At 60.2% G+C, this 20,035-nt stretch carries 14 protein-coding genes; 7 read left to right on the forward strand and 7 right to left on the reverse strand.

Going from position 1 to position 20,035, the window contains the following annotated elements:
- Positions 1-191 precede the first annotated feature (191 nt).
- From BMY98_RS03275 to BMY98_RS03285, 3 genes are all read left to right on the forward strand, one after another.
- Positions 192-1,286, forward strand: a complete 1,095-nt coding sequence (locus BMY98_RS03275) for a serine hydrolase domain-containing protein (RefSeq protein ID WP_074884598.1) — start codon at positions 192-194, stop codon at positions 1,284-1,286.
- Positions 1,283-1,621, forward strand: coding sequence for an amidase (locus BMY98_RS03280; RefSeq protein WP_074884601.1), 339 nt, complete (start codon positions 1,283-1,285; stop codon positions 1,619-1,621). The genes BMY98_RS03275 and BMY98_RS03280 overlap by 4 nt, the downstream gene beginning before the upstream one ends.
- Before the next feature lie 149 nt (positions 1,622-1,770).
- Positions 1,771-2,928, forward strand: coding sequence for a phospholipase D-like domain-containing protein (locus BMY98_RS03285; RefSeq protein ID WP_074884603.1), 1,158 nt, complete (start codon positions 1,771-1,773; stop codon positions 2,926-2,928).
- Positions 2,929-3,002: 74 nt separating this feature from the next.
- On the opposite strand, the gene BMY98_RS03290 is transcribed toward BMY98_RS03285, so the two are convergent.
- The 5 genes from BMY98_RS03290 to BMY98_RS03310 form a co-directional block, all read right to left on the reverse strand.
- The gene (locus BMY98_RS03290; RefSeq protein ID WP_074884606.1) at positions 3,003-4,526 is read right to left on the reverse strand and encodes a fumarate hydratase; all 1,524 of its coding nucleotides are present in this window, start codon (positions 4,524-4,526) and stop codon (positions 3,003-3,005) included.
- Positions 4,527-4,777: 251 nt separating this feature from the next.
- Positions 4,778-7,168, reverse strand: coding sequence for an RHS repeat-associated core domain-containing protein (locus BMY98_RS03295; protein ID WP_074884609.1), 2,391 nt, complete (start codon positions 7,166-7,168; stop codon positions 4,778-4,780).
- Between the two features lie 44 nt (positions 7,169-7,212).
- Positions 7,213-9,657: an RHS repeat domain-containing protein gene (locus tag BMY98_RS03300; RefSeq protein WP_074884611.1), complete on the reverse strand. Its 2,445-nt coding sequence runs from the start codon at positions 9,655-9,657 to the stop codon at positions 7,213-7,215.
- Between the two features lie 92 nt (positions 9,658-9,749).
- On the reverse strand, positions 9,750-12,383 hold the full coding sequence (locus BMY98_RS03305; protein ID WP_074884614.1) for an RHS repeat domain-containing protein: 2,634 nt from the start codon (positions 12,381-12,383) through the stop codon (positions 9,750-9,752).
- Between the two features lie 80 nt (positions 12,384-12,463).
- Positions 12,464-13,471: a hypothetical protein gene (locus tag BMY98_RS03310; RefSeq protein ID WP_074884617.1), complete on the reverse strand. Its 1,008-nt coding sequence runs from the start codon at positions 13,469-13,471 to the stop codon at positions 12,464-12,466.
- A gap of 328 nt (positions 13,472-13,799) precedes the next feature.
- Between BMY98_RS03310 and BMY98_RS03315 the strand changes: the two genes are divergently transcribed.
- Positions 13,800-14,921: a GGDEF domain-containing protein gene (locus BMY98_RS03315; RefSeq protein ID WP_074884619.1), complete on the forward strand. Its 1,122-nt coding sequence runs from the start codon at positions 13,800-13,802 to the stop codon at positions 14,919-14,921.
- The gene (locus tag BMY98_RS03320; protein WP_074884622.1) at positions 14,914-15,852 is read left to right on the forward strand and encodes an iron-sulfur-binding ferredoxin reductase; all 939 of its coding nucleotides are present in this window, start codon (positions 14,914-14,916) and stop codon (positions 15,850-15,852) included. Before BMY98_RS03315 ends, BMY98_RS03320 begins: the two co-directional genes overlap by 8 nt.
- Positions 15,853-15,890: 38 nt before the next feature.
- On the opposite strand, the gene BMY98_RS03325 is transcribed toward BMY98_RS03320, so the two are convergent.
- Together BMY98_RS03325 and pyk are read right to left on the reverse strand one after the other, a co-directional pair.
- The gene (locus BMY98_RS03325; protein WP_074884626.1) at positions 15,891-17,123 is read right to left on the reverse strand and encodes an NHL repeat-containing protein; all 1,233 of its coding nucleotides are present in this window, start codon (positions 17,121-17,123) and stop codon (positions 15,891-15,893) included.
- A gap of 227 nt (positions 17,124-17,350) precedes the next feature.
- Positions 17,351-18,802 (reverse strand): pyruvate kinase, encoded by a 1,452-nt coding sequence (gene pyk / locus BMY98_RS03330; RefSeq protein ID WP_065992245.1) that lies wholly within the window; start codon positions 18,800-18,802, stop codon positions 17,351-17,353.
- Positions 18,803-18,981: 179 nt separating this feature from the next.
- Between pyk and BMY98_RS03335 the strand changes: the two genes are divergently transcribed.
- Positions 18,982-19,356: a tetratricopeptide repeat protein gene (locus BMY98_RS03335; RefSeq protein WP_074884629.1), complete on the forward strand. Its 375-nt coding sequence runs from the start codon at positions 18,982-18,984 to the stop codon at positions 19,354-19,356.
- A gap of 314 nt (positions 19,357-19,670) precedes the next feature.
- Positions 19,671-20,030 carry a PilZ domain-containing protein gene (locus tag BMY98_RS03340; protein WP_074884632.1) on the forward strand — a complete coding sequence of 120 codons (360 nt, stop codon included), beginning with the start codon at positions 19,671-19,673 and terminating at the stop codon, positions 20,028-20,030.
- Positions 20,031-20,035 lie beyond the last annotated feature (5 nt).

Consider the following 20,035-nt stretch of genomic DNA (forward strand, 5'->3'; position numbering starts at 1 on the left):
CATCTCCGTAATCCCGCCTTCGTCCAGGCGGGTCGACTGATTGTTCGAGCATTGCTGTACGAATTCAGGCTAGGGAGAGGCCGTGTCACGACCATTAAGCTTTGGTGATGGTTGCGTGACAGGGGTTTGTGTTCAATGGGCTGTCATTATTGAGTGCTAGGGTTGCCTGCATCCGAGCCCGAGTCCTGTCCATGAGCCGTCTGCTGTTAACACTCGCGCTGTTGCTCATCAGCTGTTCAGCCGCTGCCGAAACCTGGCCGACGCCGGATTGGTCCGAGCGCCTGCTCAGTCAAAACGCTGCCATTACTGCCCTCGATGCTTACGCCTTCCCGCCCCGCGACGAGATCGAACGCAAGGGCGTGCGCACAGACGCGCTGCTGATCATTCACGACGGCGAAGTGGTGTATGAACGCTATGGCGGCGTGACCCGGGCAGACACCCCGCACCTGACCTGGTCGATCAGCAAAAGCATTCTGGCGAGCGTACTTGGCGTCGCGTTTGGTGAAAGCCGTTTCAAGCTTGAAGACCCCGTCGTCAGGTTCTACCCGCCGTTCAGCGCGCATCCCGATATCAAACTTCAGGACCTGCTGCGCTGGGCTTCGGGGCTGGACTGGCAGGAAGATTACGAATACGCGCCGCTCAACTCGTCTGTGGTGGCGATGCTTTACACCCGTGGCCGCGGCGACATGGCGCGGTACACCGCCGAACATGCCGTCGCCAGTGCGCCCGGCACTTCATACCGCTATTCCAGTGGCGACAGCACCGTCCTCGCCGCCGCACTTAAAAGCATGGTCGGTGACAGCGCTTACGCCAATTACCCGTGGACCGCCTTGTTCGACCCGCTGGGCATCACCAGCGCCACGTGGGAGCGCGACGCCGCCGGCACTTTTGTCGGGTCGTCCTACGCGTACATGACGGCCCGCGATCTGGCGCGCATCGGCCTGCTGATGGAGCGCGGCGGGCGTTGGCAAGACCGCCAGTTGCTGCCCAAGGCCTGGGTTGATTTCAATCTGACGCCGTTCAAATCCCTGACCCCGACGCCGACCGATGAAGCCCCAGGCGGTCACTGGTGGCTGAACAAGACCGCCGACGGCAAGCCCGGCCCTTGGCCCGACGCATCTCCCGACACCTTTGCGGCCCTCGGCCATTGGGGGCAGGCGCTGTACGTGATCCCCAGCGCAGGACTGGTGATCGTTCGCAACGCCGACGATCGCGACGGCACTTATGACCACAACCAGTTGCTCAAGCTGGCGCTGAAGGCCGTGGCCGGGGAGGGTGATCAATGAACGCTCGTAAAGCATTCATCCGATGCCGCCCGTTCAGCAGTCTCGGCATATTACTTCTGTTAATACTTGCCGGCCTGATCTGGAACTGGCGCGTTCAACTGCAGGTGTTCCCCAGCATCATCAGCGCCTACACCGCCAAGGAATACTGCTCGTGTCGGTTCGTCATGAATAACCCGGCGGACTATTGCCGCAGCTACGTAAAGCAATGGCTGCCGAGTACGCTTGACGAAGACGCCCTGAACAAGCGCATCACTTCGACAGGCCTGGGCCGCGAGAGCGAAGCCCGCTGGGAAGGCCAGCGCCAGGGCTGCCGTTTGTCGCCGCCGGTACCGTAGAACGTTGAAGTTTGCCTGCGGTCAGACAGCCGGATAGGGTTGCGTATCGCACCCTCTGGAGTCCGCATGTCTATTCGCCTTCCTTCCTCGTTCGCCTGCGCGCTATTTGCCGTTGATGCCTGTGACTTGATCGCCACGGCGCGCCGCTCGTGAGGGGCGCGATCTTCCCGTGGCGTGAAGAAAACCAGTTCAACCTGCTGATTGACGGCCCGGCGTTTTTTCCGCGCATGATCGCCGCGATAGAAGGCGCGCAGCAGCAGATCGAGCTCGAACTGTATCTGGTGGAAGCCGGGGCCTGTGCCGAAGCGATCGTGGAGGCGCTGGTCAGTGCAGCGAGTCGCGGGGTCATCGTGCGTTGTCTGTTCGATGGCTTCGGCTCTGCGGCGTTTACGATCAGCCTGCGCAAGCGACTGACCGACGCTGGCGTGATCCTGCGTTTCTATAATCCTGTGCATTGGCGGCGGGGCTTGCGCAATCTCTACCGCGACCACCGCAAACTGTTGCTGGTCGACAAAGAGCTGGCGGTCGTGGGCGGGACAGGTGTCACCGACGAGTTCTGGCGCCCTGACCTGAACACCAGCGAGTGGCATGAGGTCATGGTCGAGATTCGTGGACCGCTGGTGATCGACTGGCAGGCGCTGTTCGACCGCCAGTTTCACGCCAACCCTCGGCGGCGGGCGTGGCGGCCGGCGGAAAACTTCGGTCTGCCGCGCTTGCCCAAGGCGCCCGTCAGCGGGAATGGACTGGGTCGTGTGGCCTATGCCGACTCCCGTCAGCACCGGGATATCGTGCAGTCACTGGTGCGTGCGCTGAACACCAGCAAGACGCGCATCTGGCTGGCGACCCCGTATTTCCTGCCGACCTGGAAAGTCCGCCGCGCGTTGCGTCGTGCCGCCTCCCGTGGCGTCGACGTGCGCTTGTTGCTCACCGGGCCGCGCACCGATCACCCCTCGGTTCGCTACGCCGGCCATCGCTACTACCCGCGCCTGCTCAAGGCCGGCGTGAAAATCTTCGAATACCAGCCGTGCTTTCTGCACTTGAAAATGGTGCTGATCGACGACTGGGTCAGCGTCGGCTCATGTAACTTCGATCACTGGAATCTGCGTTTCAACCTGGAGGCCAACCTCGAAGCGATCGACCCCGCGCTGACCCATGCCGTGACCGCCAGCTTCACCAAGGATTTCGCCGTGAGCAGCGAAATCACCCTGGACGGCTGGAAATCCAGACCGCTGTGGCGACGGGTTCAGGAGCGGGTGTGGGGATGGCTGGATCGGTTGGTGGTGAATGTGCTGGATCGGCGTGGGTGAGCGCTTTACAACTCATCGCCCACAAAAAAGCCCGACACGCAGGTCGGGCTTTTTCGTTTTAGCGATTGAAACGCTTACTGCACTTCTACCGCCAGGCTTTCACTGATCTTCTTCTGCCAGATGGCGGGACCGGTGATGTGAACCGACTCGCCCTGGCTGTCTACTGCAACCGTGACCGGCATGTCCTTGACCTCGAACTCGTAGATCGCTTCCATGCCCAGTTCCGGGAAGGCCAGCACTTGCGATTTCTTGATCGCCTGAGCAACCAGGTAGGCAGCGCCACCCACGGCCATCAGGTAAACGGCTTTGTTGTCCTTGATCGCTTCGATGGCGGTCGGGCCGCGCTCGGATTTGCCGATCATGCCCAACAGGCCGGTCTGCTCGAGGATCTGGCGGGTGAACTTGTCCATCCGCGTCGCTGTGGTCGGACCGGCAGGCCCCACCACTTCATCACCGACCGGATCAACCGGGCCGACGTAATAGATGAAGCGCCCCTTCAGGTCCACCGGCAGGGTTTCGCCCTTGTTGAGCATCTCGACCATGCGCTTGTGCGCCGCGTCGCGACCGGTGAGCATCTTGCCGTTGAGCAGGACGGTTTCGCCCGGCTTCCAGCTCTGCACGTCTTCCGGCGTCAGCGTGTCGAGGTTGACGCGGCGCGCCGACGGACCGGCTTCCCAGACGATCTCGGGGTAAGCGTCCAGCGGTGGTGCTTCCAGCGAAGCCGGGCCGGAGCCGTCGAGCACGAAGTGGGCGTGACGGGTGGCGGCGCAGTTGGGGATCATGCACACCGGCAGCGATGCGGCGTGGGTCGGGTAATCCATGATCTTGACGTCGAGCACTGTGGTCAGACCGCCAAGGCCCTGGGCGCCGATGCCCAGTTGGTTGACCTTCTCGAACAGCTCCAGACGCATTTCTTCCAGACGGTTCGACGGGCCGCGTGCCTTGAGCTCGTGGATGTCGATGGACTCCATCAAAACTTCCTTGGCCATGACCGCAGCTTTCTCGGCAGTGCCGCCGATGCCGATACCGAGCATGCCGGGTGGGCACCAGCCAGCGCCCATGGTCGGCACGGTTTTGAGCACCCAGTCGACGATCGAATCGGACGGGTTGAGCATCGCCATTTTCGATTTATTTTCCGAACCACCGCCCTTGGCCGCCACGTCCACTTCCACGGTGTTGCCCGGGACGATGGAGTAGTGAATGACCGCCGGGGTGTTGTCCTTGGTGTTTTTACGGGCGCCGGCCGGATCGGCGAGGATCGAGGCGCGCAGGACGTTTTCCGGCAGATTGTAGGCGCGACGCACGCCTTCGTTGATCATGTCGTCCAGGCCCATGGTCGCGCCATCCCAGCGCACGTCCATGCCGACGCGGACGAACACGGTGACAATCCCGGTGTCCTGGCAGATCGGCCGATGGCCGGTGGCGCACATGCGCGAGTTGATCAGAATCTGAGCCATGGAATCCCGTGCGGCAGGGGATTCTTCACGCAGGTAGGCCTCGTGCATGGCCTGAATGAAATCGACGGGGTGGTAATAGGAGATGAACTGCAGCGCGTCGGCGACGCTCTGGATCAGGTCATCCTGCTTGATCACGGTCATGGGCGTTCTCCTCTCTCAGGCGGGAACTTTGAATAGGGCTGTTCGCGCAGGGTGTAATGGACACTCGCGGGAACGGCCTTTGGCCCGGCTGCCCATCAGGCGCCGCGGCAGGAAAAGGCGCGGCAGTATAGCGCCTGACTGCCGGCGCGACACCCTGCCGCAGGGTAAACATTGGTATTAGCAGCAGGGGGGCGCTGAATGGCAAGGTGCCGGCGCTGCTTCAGCCACTGCAGCGCTGCGGCGCCGGCGAGTCAAGCGGGAGAATAGGTCCGCGGCGTGGCGAATCCGTAATTAGGGCCCAAGTGAAAACCCTGATCTCTTCCGCCTTTCAACCGTTTGAGGGGCAGGGTCGTCACGATGCCTGTACGGGTTTGGTGGTACCCAAACGATCCAATATGGCTGGGACCGCCAACGTAAATGACCTCGTCGTAGCCGATGACCGGCCTGCGCAGTACGTTGGCGATTTCCTGTGCGGCGCCGCTGGATCCACCCTCGCACGCCAACAACACAAGTGGCCGGTGAGCCTCGTATTCAGCCAGACGAGGCGCGATTTCCCGTTTTGCGACATTGGCAGCCGGCTCGAAGATCCCCTTGGCGTTCATCAGGTAGCCTTCTGGCGTGCCGTGTGTTTCAAAGCCCTTTAAATCACTCTCTCCCCAGAGTGCTTTATGAAACGTCACATCATGTTCGCCGCGGGTTTTTTCAAAGAGTACATCAGCGCTGGACTCTCGACGCACGGGCACCGAAGGGCTGCCGGGTTTGCGCCCTCCGATCCTGGCGACCGATCCGGCGAGGCCGCTCAGCGCGCCAGCCGCCAGCCCTGTCCCAAACGAAACCCAGCCCAACACGTTGCCGACGCTCTCATCCGCGCCGGTGGCCTGGCTTATCAGCCCTGCAACCCCTGTGGCGACGGACGCGACGTCCAGGGCGCCCGCGCCGATGATCATCGCTGCACTCGGGGTCAGGGCGGCCCATCCGGCATACCCGAATGAGGCGATGACCGTGGACGCCGCTCCAAAGCTGGCGACCGCTGCAGCGATACCAATCGCCAGACCTGCCCCTGCCAAGAGGTAATTGACCCAGCTGTGGCCATCAGGGTCGATCCGATTCACCGGATCCCCCGCACAATAAGCGTAAGGGTTGATTCCGCCCTTGCCGAAAGGGCTCTCACTGTCTGGACTCAGAAAGCACATCAGCACCGGGTCGTAAGGACGATAGTCCCCCAGAATCTGTATGCCGGTCAGCGGTTCGTGGCGCTGGCCTGCGTAGCCGAATGGCACCGCTTGCGTATTTCGGGACTCCATACCGTAAGCGCTGTAGCGGCGTGTTCGCACCGTGCTACGGGACTCCAGGCGCACACTTCCCTGTCCATCTGCTCCCAGCAAGGTGGTTTCGCGGAGGGCCGCAGTGACTTTACTGACGGCAAACAGGCCGGTTTCACCGGAGTTGAATTGCAGGCTGTCGTCGCCCGTCATTTCGTGGGTCAGTTCTTCGCCACTGTAAAAGCTGCGGCTCAGCGTGCCGTCGACAGTGCGATCGACCAGACGGCCGTGAGCCGTGTAGCCGTACTGGCAGGATCGGCCATCCTGGCGGATTTCAATCAGGCGACCCTGGGCGTTCCAGACCATGCGACGTCCCAGGCTGTCACTGACGACGCGCCCGCAGTCGTCATAGTTGAGCTTCACTTCCCTGGGCCATGACGGGTGGGTGTGGGTGATCAGCGCCAGTTGAACCGGGTTGTGGGTGGCGTAAGTGAAGCGGGCCTCATCGACGCTGGTGTCGGCATAGGTGGTCACCACCTTTTCATGACCGTTGAGCGAGTTGTAAGTGAAGGCCTGGCTGACGATGGGATTGCCAAAAGGGTCTTCCGGGGCTGCGTCGGCGTCTGCGGCAAAGCCGACCAGGCGGCCCCTGATGTCGTACTCGAAGGTTTCCTTAAGGGTCCGGGAGTCTTCGGTCCAGGTGCGCGAGGTGATCTGGTCCAGCGCCGAATAGCTCAATGTCTGAGTGGAGGTGTGCGACTGGCCGTCGGGCGTCACGGCGGTGAAGGTACGCGTGTGCTCGCGTCCCAGACTGTCGTACGTCAGTGCGGTGGTCAGTTTTCCCGCGTCGAGCTGATCCTTGACGGAGATTTCAGCGAGGCGGGAAAGGGCGTCGTAGCGATAGCGGGTAACGAGATGACCGACCCGTGTTTCCGAAACCCGGCCATGGCTGTCGAAACTGCGCCGATGTGCCGTGCCCATCGCGTCATCGAACCCTTGAAGCAAACCGTTCAGCGAATAATGCCAGCGGGTCCCATGACGGGCATCTCCAACGGTCCACGTGTCCTGATCGGGCTGCCCGGACGGGGTAAAACCGAAGGACTCGGTACCCAGCGCACCGTTTGCCGAGGCGGGCATGCCCAAAGGGTGATAGGCGATGGTCTGCGCTGGCTGGTCGTGAGGGGTGACACTGAGCAAACGGTTGTTCAATTCCGGCTCGTAGGTGAATTCGACGCGCTTGCCGTCAGCCAGGGTGTTGGCCGTCGGCGGAAGTTGTCCTTTCCCGTAATGAAAGCGCGTGAGACAGCCCGCTGCTTCCACCGAAAGCTGACGACCCAGGCCGTCGAAGGTCTGACGACCAATGATGAGAGTAGCGGTCACGGTTCCAATCCCTCGAGATAATGACAGACAAGCCTGTCCACGATTCAAACTGCGACTACTGTGCCGTCAGGGTGATAAATATTGGATTTCGCCGCCTTGTAAGTGGTCTTCAATGCTTTGAAAGGGTTGCCCGTCGCACGCATCCGCTCCAGGTAGGAGGTGGCTTGGGTGGGTATATTTGCCGCGTTCGGGTTCAATTGGAGATTGGCGAAGCCTTTGACGAACACCTTCCCAGTGAATCCTTGAACGGGGCGACCCAGCTCCCTGGCAATCTCCAGCGCAGCACCGTTCTTCCCGCCCCAGCACGACAGCAACACGAAGGTGTCATCAGCCCCAGTGCCAAGCGCTTGGAGTCGGGGGGCTATGACATCTCTTGCAACGTCGGCTGCTCGCATTGTTTTACCGTCAGGCCCCATCAGCAGCGCACGTTTCAGATCTCCGTGCGTCAGGAGGGCGGCACGGTTGCTGCCCAGATAGGTATCGATGAAACCGACGTCCACTCCTCTGGATGTGTGTTGCGCAAGCAACTCTCCACTGCCAAGACGACCAGGTTTGGGTAAGGTCCAGCCCTGCTTGATGTCCATTGCCTTGAGCCTGCTCCCTGCATTTTTCAGCGTAAACAGTTTCAGGCCGATTCCTGCCCCGGCAAGGCTGGCGACCATGGAAACGCCGCCTAAAATGCCGGATGCGGCGCCGTCAGCGCCGGTCGCTTCCAGGGCCAGGCTGGCAACGCCCGTCGCCATGCCGACGATGTCCAGCGCCACACCGACAAGTCCCGCTATTTGCCCGGTCGTCAGCAGGGCTGCCCCGGAACTGATCAACGCACCTGCCACGGGCAAGGCAGCGATTACCGCGGGAATCATCGCGACAAGCCCCAATGCCAGCCCGGCGCCGGCAATGGCGTAGTTCACCCAGCTATGGCCGTCAGGGTCCACACGATTGACCGGATCCCCGCCACACCATGCGTATGGATTGATGCCGCCCGGCCCGAACGGACTGTCGGTGTCAGGTGCGAGAAAGCACATCAGTATCGGGTCATAAGGTCGATTGCCGCCCGGAATGCAAAGGCCAGACAAGGGTTCGAGCTGCTCGCCCGTATAGCCGAATGCAAGGTCGCCAACGTCTGATGCCTGGGCGCCGTGTGCGGTGTAGCGCCGTGTGCGCACTGTGCTGCCGGCCTCAATGCGCAGGCTGCCTTGTGCGTCGGTGCCAAGCAGGAGGGTCTGGCGGATGCCTCCTGTCACTTTGTTCACGGCAAACAACGCGCTCAGGTCGGAGATCAGTTCGATGCTGTCTTTGCCGCAATATTGATGGGTGAGTTGATCGGCGCTGTAGAAATCCCGGGTCAGGACGCCGTCCACTTCACGGTCAGTGAGTTGCCCGCTGGGGTCGTAGCGGTACTTGCAGGTGCCTGATGGTGATCGGACTTCAGTCAGTCGTCCCTGGGCGTTCCAGTGCAGGTGGCGGCCAAGGCTGTCGTTGATCACGCGACCACGTGCGTCATAACCCAGCGTGACCTCTGCTGGCCAGGCCGGATGGGTGTGGGTGACTTTAACCGGACGGGTAGGGTCGTCGACGGCATAGGTGAAACGGGCTTCGTCGCAGCTCCCGTCAGCGTAGGTGCTCACCACCTTCTCATGGCCGTTATAGGCATTGAAGGTGAACACCTGCTCGACGATGAGGTTGCCGTAGGGATCTGGTGCCGCCGCGTGCTCATCCGCGAGGTAACGCACCAGTCTGTCGCGCACATCGTATTCGAAGCGCTCCTCGCTGCACGCTGCGCCTTCGGCCCAGGTTCGAGAAGCAATCTGGTCCAGTCCTGTGTAAGCAAGGGTCTGGGTGATCGTTCGAACGTCGGTTTTTTCCTCCTCGCCCGTTTGCGTGATCGTGAAGGTGCGCGTGTGCTCACGTCCAACGGCGTCGTAGGTAATCGCGGTGGTCAGGACTCTGCCGCTTTCCGGGACACTCACACTGACGGTCGCCGGTCGAGACAGGGCGTCATAGGTATAGGCGGTGTCCACCTCGCCAACGCGGGTAGCGCTCACTCGACCAGACGAATCGAACTGGCGCCGATGAGCAATACCCTTGGCATCGTGAAAGCCTTGCAGCAGGCCGCTGAACGAGTAGCGCCATGCGGTGGTGTGGGTCTGCCCGTCGACAGTCCAGCCGTCTTTGGTCGCCTGGCCTCCCGGGCTGAATGCAAAGGCCTGGCTGCCCAGTTCACCGGCGATCGTCGAAGGGTGCCCGAATTGTGCATGCCGGGTTATTTCCGTCGGGGCCTCTCCATCGGCTTCGACCTTGAGCAATTGATTGTTAAGGTCCTTCTCATAAGTGAATCGGACCTCCTTGCCGTCGGCGAGCCTGGTCGAGGAGGGCGGTAGCTGCCCAACGCGGTATTGAAAGCGGGAGGTATGGCCTCCGACACTGACTGACAGCTGACGACCCAGGCCGTCGAAGGTCTGACGACCGATTATCGTGGAGTTGTTCATGTTTTCGATCCTTCGAAATGTCCCATCCATTGGGAACCCTGCGAGTTGCCGCAGGTTTCCCGTTCATGACTGCGGGGGCTCGGACGCCGTCCTCAAGACGCCCGGGTGACGAGGGGCGCGGTGACGGCGACGGTTTCGGGGTGGTTGTCATCGCTGTGAGCGGCGAAAGTCCAGTTCACGACCGTGTCGTCAGCCAGCCGCTGCTCAACGATGCGCCCGTATGCGTCCAGCTCGACGCACGTCACGCGATCTGCCTCGCCAGGTACCCGGAGGGTAGTCCGGGTAATACGGTCCAGTCCGTCCCGCTGCCATTCCCTGGTCCGAATCAACACACCGTCGGCGTCGTGCAGCTGTTCCTTGATCGCGCTGCCAGCCGCATTGTGCTGCGTGAGCGTACTTGGCCCCTTGAGTGAGCCATTCTGTTGCCAGCTGTTGGCAGTGAGGCTCACCGGATTGTGCTCGGTATGACTTTCGACACCATCGGGGGTAATGCTCAGGCTTGCCTGGCCCCATTCATCGTAGTGCGTCCGGGTCGTCAGTCCGAGTGCGGTCACGGTCGCCGGATCCTCGGGATCGCGCAGCCAGTCCTGTTGCGTTTCGCTGACCGTGCGGCCTTCGGCGTCGAACACACAGCAGGCAATCTCGCGGAATACGTCAGGGGCGTGGTCGATGTCTTCGAGCTCAACGCGGACAGTGCGGCCCTCGCCATCGAGCCATTGGCGGCGACGCTGACCCGTCGAATGACGATGCTCGATCATCACCGGATTCTCGTTCCCGGTCCTGCAATCGTGTGCTTTCTGATCGTTCACATGGTAGGTGGAAGTGCGCCGGGCTTCGTAGCGGCTGTCATCGGCGGTCACCGCAAGCGTCACGCGACCGAGCGCATCGTAGACGTAACGCGAGACGACGCCAGCCTGATTCCGTTCCCGTGTAAGCCTTCCCGTAAGGAGCGATCGGGCGCCGCTTTGAGTCGCGCGCACGAGTTCGGTGTTCTCGAAACCGGTGAGAGTGGTGTGCGTACTCAGCTCGTCCTCGCTCAGCTCATAGCGGAAGCTCGTCGTGGTGGCTTTGCCATTGAGTGTCGTGACTTTGCTGTCGAGGCGCCCATAGTGCGGTCCCGGTTCAGTCACGTAGGTCTGAGTGGTGGTTTCCAGCAGGCGACCATGGCTCTCTTCCCGAACGGTCTCGCTGTTCACCACGACAAACGCGGGTCCGCCTACAAGCTTTGAGGCCAGCGCTTCGTAGGTGTAGGTGGTGGAGATGACGGGCGCGCCGCCGTAAGTGCCGTCATCGAGGCGCGCAGGTTTGATGGTCTTCTTCCTCAGATGCCGAACCATGCCCAGTGCGTTGGGCGGACAACCGGTGCCATCGGCCGAAGCGGGGGTACCTTCGGCAGGGTAATACTCGCTGTGCTCTTCTACACCGGCGGGCGATCGGGTGAATATGAGGTTGCCCGACACGTCGTAGCGATAGTCGGTTTGCTCGCTGCGTTGCAGACCTGCGCGACTATGGTCGATGTAGGTGACGGTCTGCTGATGCGGCAGCTGGTACCACGCGGGCTGGCCGTCCCAGTCGGCCTCGGGGTCAAGGCCGAAAGTGGTTTCGATGCGGCTCTCGGCGCTGCCCCGGCGTGTTACTTCGCGGGTCATTAAGTGGAAGCGGTTCCACGTCCGGGTGAGGGTCGCAAGTGTGTCACCGTTGGGGTCGGCCAGGGTTTCAACCACTTCGTACTCGTAACCCTGGTCGACCTGATAGAGGTTGTCGCGGCCTTGCTGCCAGTCGAATGCCTGTTCGCTGCCGAATCCCAGGAAGTTATGGGCGCCGGACCATTCGTAGGAGCGGGTGAGCGCGGTAGCGTCCGTTCCCGCTGAATGAGTCCACTCCAGAACCCGTGGCAATACCTCGAAGGGTGCACCGGGCGGCAGACGATGGCCTTCTTCGCCGGTGGCCCAGATCACTGAATCGGTCGCGCCCAACGGGCTGGAAAGGCGGATTGGCAGCAGAAGGTGGTTCTGGGTGTCGAGGGCATGATGGTCGTAGGCGATGGAGAAGGGCGTCTCGATTCCAGGCAGGTAGATGTCACTCAGTTTGTCGTTGGCCAGTTGCAGACGCACCGTCTCGTCCTCGCGTCCCGGTACCGAGAGTACGACTTCGGCGCCGTCGGCCTTCACCTCGAGCAGAACCCGGGTCTCATCGCGGATCGTTTCAAGGATGAAGTCGTCATTGCCATGAGGCGCCCATTCGACGAATACGCGATTGCCCTCCGGGCTGCGCAGCTCGGTAGTCAGGTAGCGCGCGCTGTCGTGCTGTCGGGTGAGTATTTCGGTCTGACCGTTTTTCTGATCCACGCGGAACATATCTTCATGCTCGCACGTCACCACCATGGATTTGAGTTTGGCGTCGAACAGCTTTAGCTCAGTGCCCGGCGTGAAAGTGGTGTCGTCCAGGTCGACGGCGAACTGTTCACCCGTCGACAGGCGCAACGACGGCGCATCCTGATGCAGATCGAGTTCGCTCAAGTCCAGCGACCAGCCCAGTCCGAACCCTTTGTTGCGAGTTGAGCCGAGTACACCGAACGTGAGGGTGGGCGTGAGAGCGGGGCCGGCCAGATTGTTGGCCGGCAATAGAGGCAGTTTGATAGCGACAGTGAATTGTCCGGTGCGGGCATCGACGCCGGTCTTTATACAGTCCATGAAGTTGCTGGCTTGGGTATGAATGCTGGACATGCGAATTCTCTTTAGTGGTAGGCCAATGAGTAGAACGCGCGTCATACGGGGGCCATATGACACGCGCGCGCAAGTTCGACTTACATGTCATGCATGATGAAATCTATCTCGTTGCCCGAATTCTTTTGGGTCATTTCAATGCCGTGCCAATTACCATATTGGTCAAACACTATCCAGCGCTTAGGACCGTACGCCGGGGCGTCGGGCGCCAAACCGGCAGGGCCGATCAGCTCCATGCGTAAAAAGCTCATCGCCCCGGTACGACTGTTTATTGCGACGGAAACATTTTGATAGCTGAAGTCTCGTGCAGCTCCAGGTTTGAATCCATAGTGAAACTGGGTTTCGTTGTAGTGGATGCCGGAGAGTGAAAAAAGCGGGTCGGCGCTTTTCCAGTCTTCGTAATAATAAGTGCTCTGGTCGCCATCCAGCGGGACGGCGTGGACAACCCGCAACGTCCGCTCGGCAAACTGCAAGTAATAGACGTCGATGTCTACGGCGGTCTTCTCGTTGTCGGTGGAGCCTTCGAAAGCATGAACTCGCTCCAGCGTAAAGTCGGTGCGTCTGCGGCGCGGGGAGCTGACGGTCTCCAGTTCTACATGCGAGTTGAAACGTGACGTGCTGGTAGCGTACTGAACCCCCTCTTCTTTCATGATTGCTGCATAAATCTTGTAACGTTCGCCACCATGGGCCAGTGTGGAGATATAGAAATCCCGACTCCGCGCTGCGGATTCAAGCAGATTGTGAGGCGCAAAACCCGACGCGGCGTAGTATTCAAACTGTGTATTCTTTTTGAGCGATACCCTGAAAAAATCTTCCGGCTCGGCGTTATTGTTATTCGCCCATTCTGAACGCCCGGCACCTTGGCCGAAGCCACCGCCCAGATCGCGATAGTCGCTGCCGTCCTTTATCATGAAGATCCAGATGCTATCCATCTGTTGATTGGTAATTTCCTGGCCTTTGATCGGTGTCAGGCTGACCGTGACTTTGACTTGCTGATTGCCATTGTTGTAAAGCTTGTTTGAGTTGGACGTGACGTCAATCTTGAATTTGCTCAGCCATTTGGCGTCATCTTTGAATTCGATTCGCATGGGTAACCTTCCGTGGTTGTTGAGTGCGGGCTGAGGTTACGCGTTTGAGCCGTCCGAATTGGCATAAATATATATTGGGTGCGTCACGAGGTTTAACGTGATGTTTCATGGGAAAGCCGCGTCCGAATCGGACACTGTCCCGCCGAGCGGTACCAGATCCCTTACACTCAAATGGCAGTATCTTCGCGTCGGACGACGGGCGCGTTGGCGAAACGCGCCGTTTCCTCTACATTGGCACTCTTCCCGGATGATCGAAGCGTTCGCTGAACATCTTCGGCCAGCGGCGCGAAGCAGGCCCCTGTGGCCGGACAGGACGAAACCCTACACGATGACCACCCAGCCTCTTTTAGACGGATCTATCCAGCGCTTGCGGCTAAAGCGTTTTGGCCTGGCAACCGGCACCTACGTGTTACTGATCGTGCTCGTCATGGTTGCGTATTGCACCGGCTACTACCACGCGACTTTTTTTGGCGTCTGGCTCGCCAGCGTCTCTGTTCTTCTGATGCAGGGCGCGCTGAGCCTGGTCTTCTTCGGCGGCTACAACCAGCGTTTCAAGGATCCCAGCCTGACCGAGTTTCAAGTGCTCATGGGGCTCGGCTGGCAGACGTTCGTGCTCGCCCATATGGATTCGGCCAGAGGCACCTTTCTGGTGTTCTATGTGCTGGTGTTGCTGTTCGGTCTCTTTCACTTGAGGCCCAAAGTCTTCCTTCGCTGCTCAGTGCTCGCCTTGCTGGGCTTCATAGGGCTGAACCTGTGGGATGCCGCGCACAGCCAACTCGACGATCCGGGCCTCGCCGCGCTGCAGACCTGCGCGCTGTTCATCATCTTTTCCTGGCTGTGCCTGTTCGCACGCTTCGTCCAGAACTCGCGCAACCGCATGCACCAGCGTCGGATCACTCTGCAGGCGCATCAGGAAACCTTGCGCGGCATGATGTTGCAGCTCGAAGAGCTGGCGTCCACCGACGAACTCACCAACCTCTATAACCGCCGCCACTTCCTGCGCATCGCGACCCGCGAACTCGAACTTATGAACGGTAACTACACCGCAGGCCTGGCGCTGATTGACCTTGACCACTTCAAGCGGGTCAACGATCTTCATGGTCATGCCGCAGGCGACAGGGTGCTGCAGGTCTTCGGCAAAACCGCCGCTCAGTGCCTGCGGGCCGATGACATTCTGGCCCGCTACGGCGGTGAAGAGTTCGTGTTGCTGATTCCGCGCTGTACCCGCGCTCAACTGGTCGACTGCTGCGAGCGCATCCGCCTGGCCTTTACCCACGTCACGTTGCCGGAATTTCCAGAGCTGGATCTGAGCTTGTCGATCGGCATGGTCATCATTGAGCGCGGTGACCGCATGGACCGGGCTTTACAGCGTGCCGATCAGTCGCTGTATCGCGCCAAGCACCAAGGCCGCAACCGCTGCCACGGCGCCTGGGATTACGCCGATGCCTGAGTTGCGTGTCGGCGACCGGAGATGGTCGGTCACACCCGGGACCAATTTGCTCGACGCCTTGAACGACGCCGGGATGTCCGTCCCCTACAGCTGCCGTGCCGGCAGTTGCCATGCCTGCATGGTGCGCTGCGTCATTGGTGAGCCGCTGGATGCAGCACCTGAGGCGCTTGACTCGGAGAGGCGCGGCCAGGGCTGGCGGCTGTCGTGCCAGTGTCAGGTAGCCGGCGATCTGGCGGTGGAAGTCTTCGACCCGCTGCGCGATGGCCTGCCAGCAACCGTCGTCGGTGCTGACTGGCTGAGTCCGTCGGTGCTGCGCTTGCGACTGAACCCTGAACGCCCGTTGCGCTATCGCGTCGGCCAGCATCTGCTGCTGTGGACCGAGAATGGCGTAGCGCGGCCTTACTCGTTGGCGAGCGTGCCAGGGGACGATCCCTTTTTGGAGTTTCATATCGATTGCCTGCGTTCCGGCGCTTTCGCTGATGTGGCGCGCACACTGAAAAACGGTGATCCGATCCGCCTCGGCGAACTGCAGGGCGGCGCGCTGCGTTACGACCCCGACTGGCAGGACCGGCCATTATTGCTGCTGGCGGCGGGTACCGGATTAGCGCCGTTGTGGGGAGTGCTGCGCGAAGCGTTGCGGCAGGATCATCAGGGCGACATCCGCGTGCTGCATCTGGCGCGCGATGCGCAGGAGCATTATCTGACGGGCCCATTGAGCGAGCTGGCGGCCCGGCACTCAAATCTTTCCGTGGAGTCGATCGAAGGGTCGGGCTTTGCGGCTGTACTGGGCGAATTGCGCGTGACATCCCGCCAGACCATCGCGCTGGTGTGCGGATCACCCACCAGCGTCGAGGCGTTTTCGAAGCGGCTGTTTATCACGGGGTTGCCCCGTGGTCAGGTGCTCTCTGACGAGTTTGTCGAGAGAGGCTGAAGTCCGCCAACCCTTTGCCGGCTCCTCACACCATTCGCTCAGGCGAGAATACGCGTGACGAAGCTGCCGCCGGCTACCAGAATCCTTTCTTCGACGGATTTTACGTCATACGGAGTTGAAGACTCGGGTATGCCGGGGTAGTCGAGGCGTACCCAGCCTGAATCGGTCCCGAACGCGCGATCGAGAGAGCCATCCGTGTTGTAGCGCGCGACAATGAGGTAGCGGGAGTTAGACGTATGTCCCGCTGCGACGATTTTGTCTCCGTCGTACGCTGCACTGAGCCACTGGAACAGATCGGGGACTGGCTCGGGGTTAAACGACTCATCAATTCTGCCGTCCTTATCAAGACCAATAAGCGCTGCATTGTCACCAGCACCCCGACCGCAAATGATCAGGTTCCCCTCCGTCGTTTCAATGCAGCCGTTCACACGAAAACCGGCATAGTTCTGCAGTGGAAGTTCTACGAAACCGCTTCCGCCATTTCCAAACCCAACATCCAGTGCCCCCGTATCGGTGTACCTGACCAAAAACGGATAGAAGTCGCCGGATTCACTTCTATGCTCGCCGACGACCAAGACCTTTCCCGATGCCAAGACTAATAACGCACCCAGTGAGCTGGACCCCAGCGCCTCAGGGTAATGCGCGTAGCCCACCTCATTGAAGGAAGTGTCAAGTTGGCCGGTGTCATCAATCCGGTAAATAACCGTTCTTTTCTCGACGGAGTACCACCAACCGACTATGAGCTTGCCAGAGGGTGTTAATCCGGTTCGCATTGCTGACGGGAGTGAATAAAGTTGGCCTTCAACATCTGGCAGAGGCTCGTTATCCGGAAGTCGGTCATTGCTTAGGGTGTCAGGATAAGAGAGCTGCAAGATGCCGCCTTGTCCATAGTCCGGGTCCAGGATGCCGTCTCGTGAGTATCGGGTTGCACAGGGAATAATCGAGCCACTTAGGGTCGTGGTGGTCACCACAATTAACGTCTTGTCCTGTTCGACCTCGAATGCGCCGATTGCCACAGATCTCTGTTGCGCCATGACCTGATCCTGAATAACGCCGTTTTTGCCGAAGCTGGCGTCAACGGTGCCATTGTTCAACAACCGCGTTACAAGAAACTTCCCTTCCTCAGTACTTGAAGAGCCCGCAACCAACGGGCTAGTCCCAGGCGCCCAAGTCAAATTGCCTGCATATCCCATGGAAGCCGGTAAGTTGGCCAGTCCATCGGTACCGAAGTCCGGATCCGGCCCTCCACTGACAAGTACGTCCTTGTTCATTTGGTTTCCCCTTCCGATGGCGTTTTGCAAACTTGACTGTAGGCCTGTGCCAATGCCGAATCTACTGGCATATATGACAGTCGAAAGCGTCTGTCTGAACTGACTCTTGCTCAGACAGACTGTGATGGTCGGCCTGCCTATACCCCACGGCAGTCAGGTAAGTGTCAGAGGGAATAAAAAAGCCCCGCACTCTCACGAGGCGGGGCTTTTTGGTGTTGCGGTGCCGCTTAAACCATTGGGTCGCCGACGTGCAGGATCTTCATGCCGTTGGTGCCGCCGATGGTGTGGTAGCTGTCGCCCTTGGTCAGGATGACCCAGTCGCCTTGCTCAACCAGACCGCGCTTGACCAGTTCGTCCACAGCCGACTGGCTGACCTGACCTGGCGGCAATGCCGCCGGGTCGAACGGAATGGTGTAAACGCCACGGAACATCGCCGCGCGCGCCTGGGTGCCGCGGTGCGGGGAGAACGCGTAGATCGGTACCGAGGAACGAATCCGCGACATGATCAGCGGGGTGTAGCCGCTTTCGGTCAGCGCGATGATCGCTTTCACGCCAGGGAAGTGGTTGGCGGTGTACATGGCGGCCAGCGCGATGCTTTCGTCACAACGGGTGAAGGAGTGACCGACGCGGTGGCTGGAGGTCTTGCCGGTCGGATGACGTTCAGCGCCGACGCAGATGCGCGCCATCGCCTCAACGGCTTCAACAGGATAAGAGCCGGCGGCACTTTCAGCGGACAGCATCACGGCGTCGGTGTAGTCGAGCACGGCGTTGGCCACGTCGGACACTTCAGCGCGGGTTGGCATCGGGCTGGAAATCATCGATTCCATCATCTGCGTAGCAACGATCACCGCCTTGTTATGGCGACGTGCGTGCAGAATGATTTTCTTCTGGACGCCCACCAGCTCGGCGTCGCCGATTTCCACGCCCAGGTCGCCACGGGCAACCATGACCGCGTCACTGGCGCGGATCAGCGCATCGAGGGTGTCGTCGTCGGCAACGGCTTCGGCGCGTTCGATCTTCGCCACCAGCCAGGCCGTGCCGCCGGACTCGTCACGCAGCTTGCGCGCGTATTCCATGTCGGCCGCATCACGCGGGAAGGAAACGGCCAGGTAATCCAGGTCCATTTCTGCAGCGAGCTTGATGTCCTGCTTGTCTTTCTCGGTCAGCGCCGGAGCTGTGAGGCCGCCGCCGCGACGGTTGATGCCTTTGTGATCCGACAGCGGGCCGCCGATGGTCACGGTGCAATGCAGTGCATCGGCGGTTTGCGTGTCGACGCGCATGACCACGCGCCCATCGTCCAGCAGCAGCTCATCACCGACGCCGCAGTCTTTGACCAGGTCGGGGTAGTCGATACCGACGATGTCCTGGTTGCCGTCGGTCAGAGGATGGCTGGTGGAAAAGATGAACTTGTCACCTACCTTCAGCTCGATCTTCTTGTTGACGAATTTGGCGATGCGGATTTTCGGGCCTTGAAGGTCACCCAGCAACGCGACGAACCGACCGTTCTTGGCGGCGATGTCGCGGATCAGCTTCGCGCGAGCTTTGTGCTCGTCGGGCGTGCCGTGGGAGAAGTTCAGGCGGGCGACGTCCAGGCCAGCGAGAATCAGCTTCTCGATGACTTCTGGCGAATTACTGGCAGGGCCCAGTGTGGCTACGATTTTGGTGCGGCGAACGGTCATGCACAAACTCCTTAAATGAAGCGCAGCGAGAGGCTACTACTGTATTGCTCTGTAGTCATTGTTCCTTTGCACTACCTGCCCCCCTGATCGCTGGGCAATCGGCAGGTCGGCGGCAGTTGAATCGGACTTGAAGAAATCCAGGAATACGCCGATACAAGGGCTGAGCACAGGAGACTCTCATGCGAATCGTGATGATATTAGTGGCGCTGCTTGCCTTGGGTGGCTGCACCCGTTGGGCAATGAACAGCCATTTGAACAATGCCAACCGCGCCTACGCCCAGGGCGACTGTGACGCGGTGATGTACAACTTGTCGAAAGTCGATCGGGAAAGCCGTTCGCGTCGCTACGTACAGCCTGAAGTGTCGATGTTGCGTGGCCAGTGCCTGGAGCGCCAGAAGTTCTACATGGATGCGGTCCAGACCTACCAGTACATCATCACCCAGTTCCCCGAAAGCGAGTATGCATTCCGCGCCAAGGCCCGTCTGGACACGCTGCATCAGCTTGGCCATGACAACCTGGCTCCGCCCGCCACACCGCGAGCTGCTTCACGCTAGTTACACCCGAGTGGATACACGGTCACGTCTCCGGGTGGATATTGGGGAAAGCTGAGCTAGGCTACGATGGGTAGGGACCTAAGTGTTTTGACGAAGGCGGCAGCGCCACTGATCCGAAAGCGAGGCGAACAGGCGTGGATAAGCCTGATCGGTCGCGTGGATGAGTGACTTTTGCCAGTGCTGAATGAGTCAGATGTCGTCATGGGTTTTTCCAATGATGGATTCTGGCGTCACGGGTCTGGCAGTTCCGTGCGACCGAGTCCCAAAGCACTAGCGCGGCCATGCTCAATGGTCATCTCAGGGCGAGTGTCCGAATGCTTAATGAAAGACGAATAGAACGTCACCAACTGCCTTATTACCTGCAAGTGTTCAACCGGTACACCGATAAACCCCTGGGTTGCCTGGGTAACGTGTCCGAACAAGGCCTGATGCTGATCAGTGATCTGCCCATTCTGGTGGGGGCTGATTTTCAGCTGCGCCTGAAAGTGCCTGACGGCAAGAACGGCCTGTACCACATCGATATCGACGCCAGCTGCCTGTGGTGTCAGGAAGACGAAACACCGCGCGTGTTCGATTCCGGCTTTCGCCTGCAAGCGGCACCGGCGGAGTACTTCGTCCTCATTCAGGCCTTGCAGCGCTACTTTAGCTTCTACCCTCTGGAAGCCTCCGCCTGAAGGCA

The sequence above is a fragment of the Pseudomonas graminis genome (assembly GCF_900111735.1).
GTDB lineage: Bacteria > Pseudomonadota > Gammaproteobacteria > Pseudomonadales > Pseudomonadaceae > Aquipseudomonas > Aquipseudomonas graminis.

Bases quoted from the DNA above. Each gene is read 5' to 3' on its own strand.
- BMY98_RS03300 (WP_074884611.1), bottom strand. From the start codon at position 9,657: ATGAACAACTCCACGATAATCGGTCGTCAGACCTTCGACGGCCTGGGT.
- pyk (WP_065992245.1), bottom strand. From the start codon at position 18,802: ATGACCGTTCGCCGCACCAAAATCGTAGCCACACTGGGCCCTGCCAGT.
- BMY98_RS03290 (WP_074884606.1), bottom strand. From the start codon at position 4,526: ATGACCGTGATCAAGCAGGATGACCTGATCCAGAGCGTCGCCGACGCG.
- BMY98_RS03335 (WP_074884629.1), top strand. From the start codon at position 18,982: ATGCGAATCGTGATGATATTAGTGGCGCTGCTTGCCTTGGGTGGCTGC.
- BMY98_RS03310 (WP_074884617.1), bottom strand. From the start codon at position 13,471: ATGCGAATCGAATTCAAAGATGACGCCAAATGGCTGAGCAAATTCAAG.
- BMY98_RS03315 (WP_074884619.1), top strand. From the start codon at position 13,800: ATGACCACCCAGCCTCTTTTAGACGGATCTATCCAGCGCTTGCGGCTA.
- BMY98_RS03280 (WP_074884601.1), top strand. From the start codon at position 1,283: ATGAACGCTCGTAAAGCATTCATCCGATGCCGCCCGTTCAGCAGTCTC.
- BMY98_RS03305 (WP_074884614.1), bottom strand. From the start codon at position 12,383: ATGTCCAGCATTCATACCCAAGCCAGCAACTTCATGGACTGTATAAAG.
- BMY98_RS03320 (WP_074884622.1), top strand. From the start codon at position 14,914: ATGCCTGAGTTGCGTGTCGGCGACCGGAGATGGTCGGTCACACCCGGG.
- BMY98_RS03275 (WP_074884598.1), top strand. From the start codon at position 192: ATGAGCCGTCTGCTGTTAACACTCGCGCTGTTGCTCATCAGCTGTTCA.
- BMY98_RS03340 (WP_074884632.1), top strand. From the start codon at position 19,671: ATGCTTAATGAAAGACGAATAGAACGTCACCAACTGCCTTATTACCTG.
- BMY98_RS03325 (WP_074884626.1), bottom strand. From the start codon at position 17,123: ATGAACAAGGACGTACTTGTCAGTGGAGGGCCGGATCCGGACTTCGGT.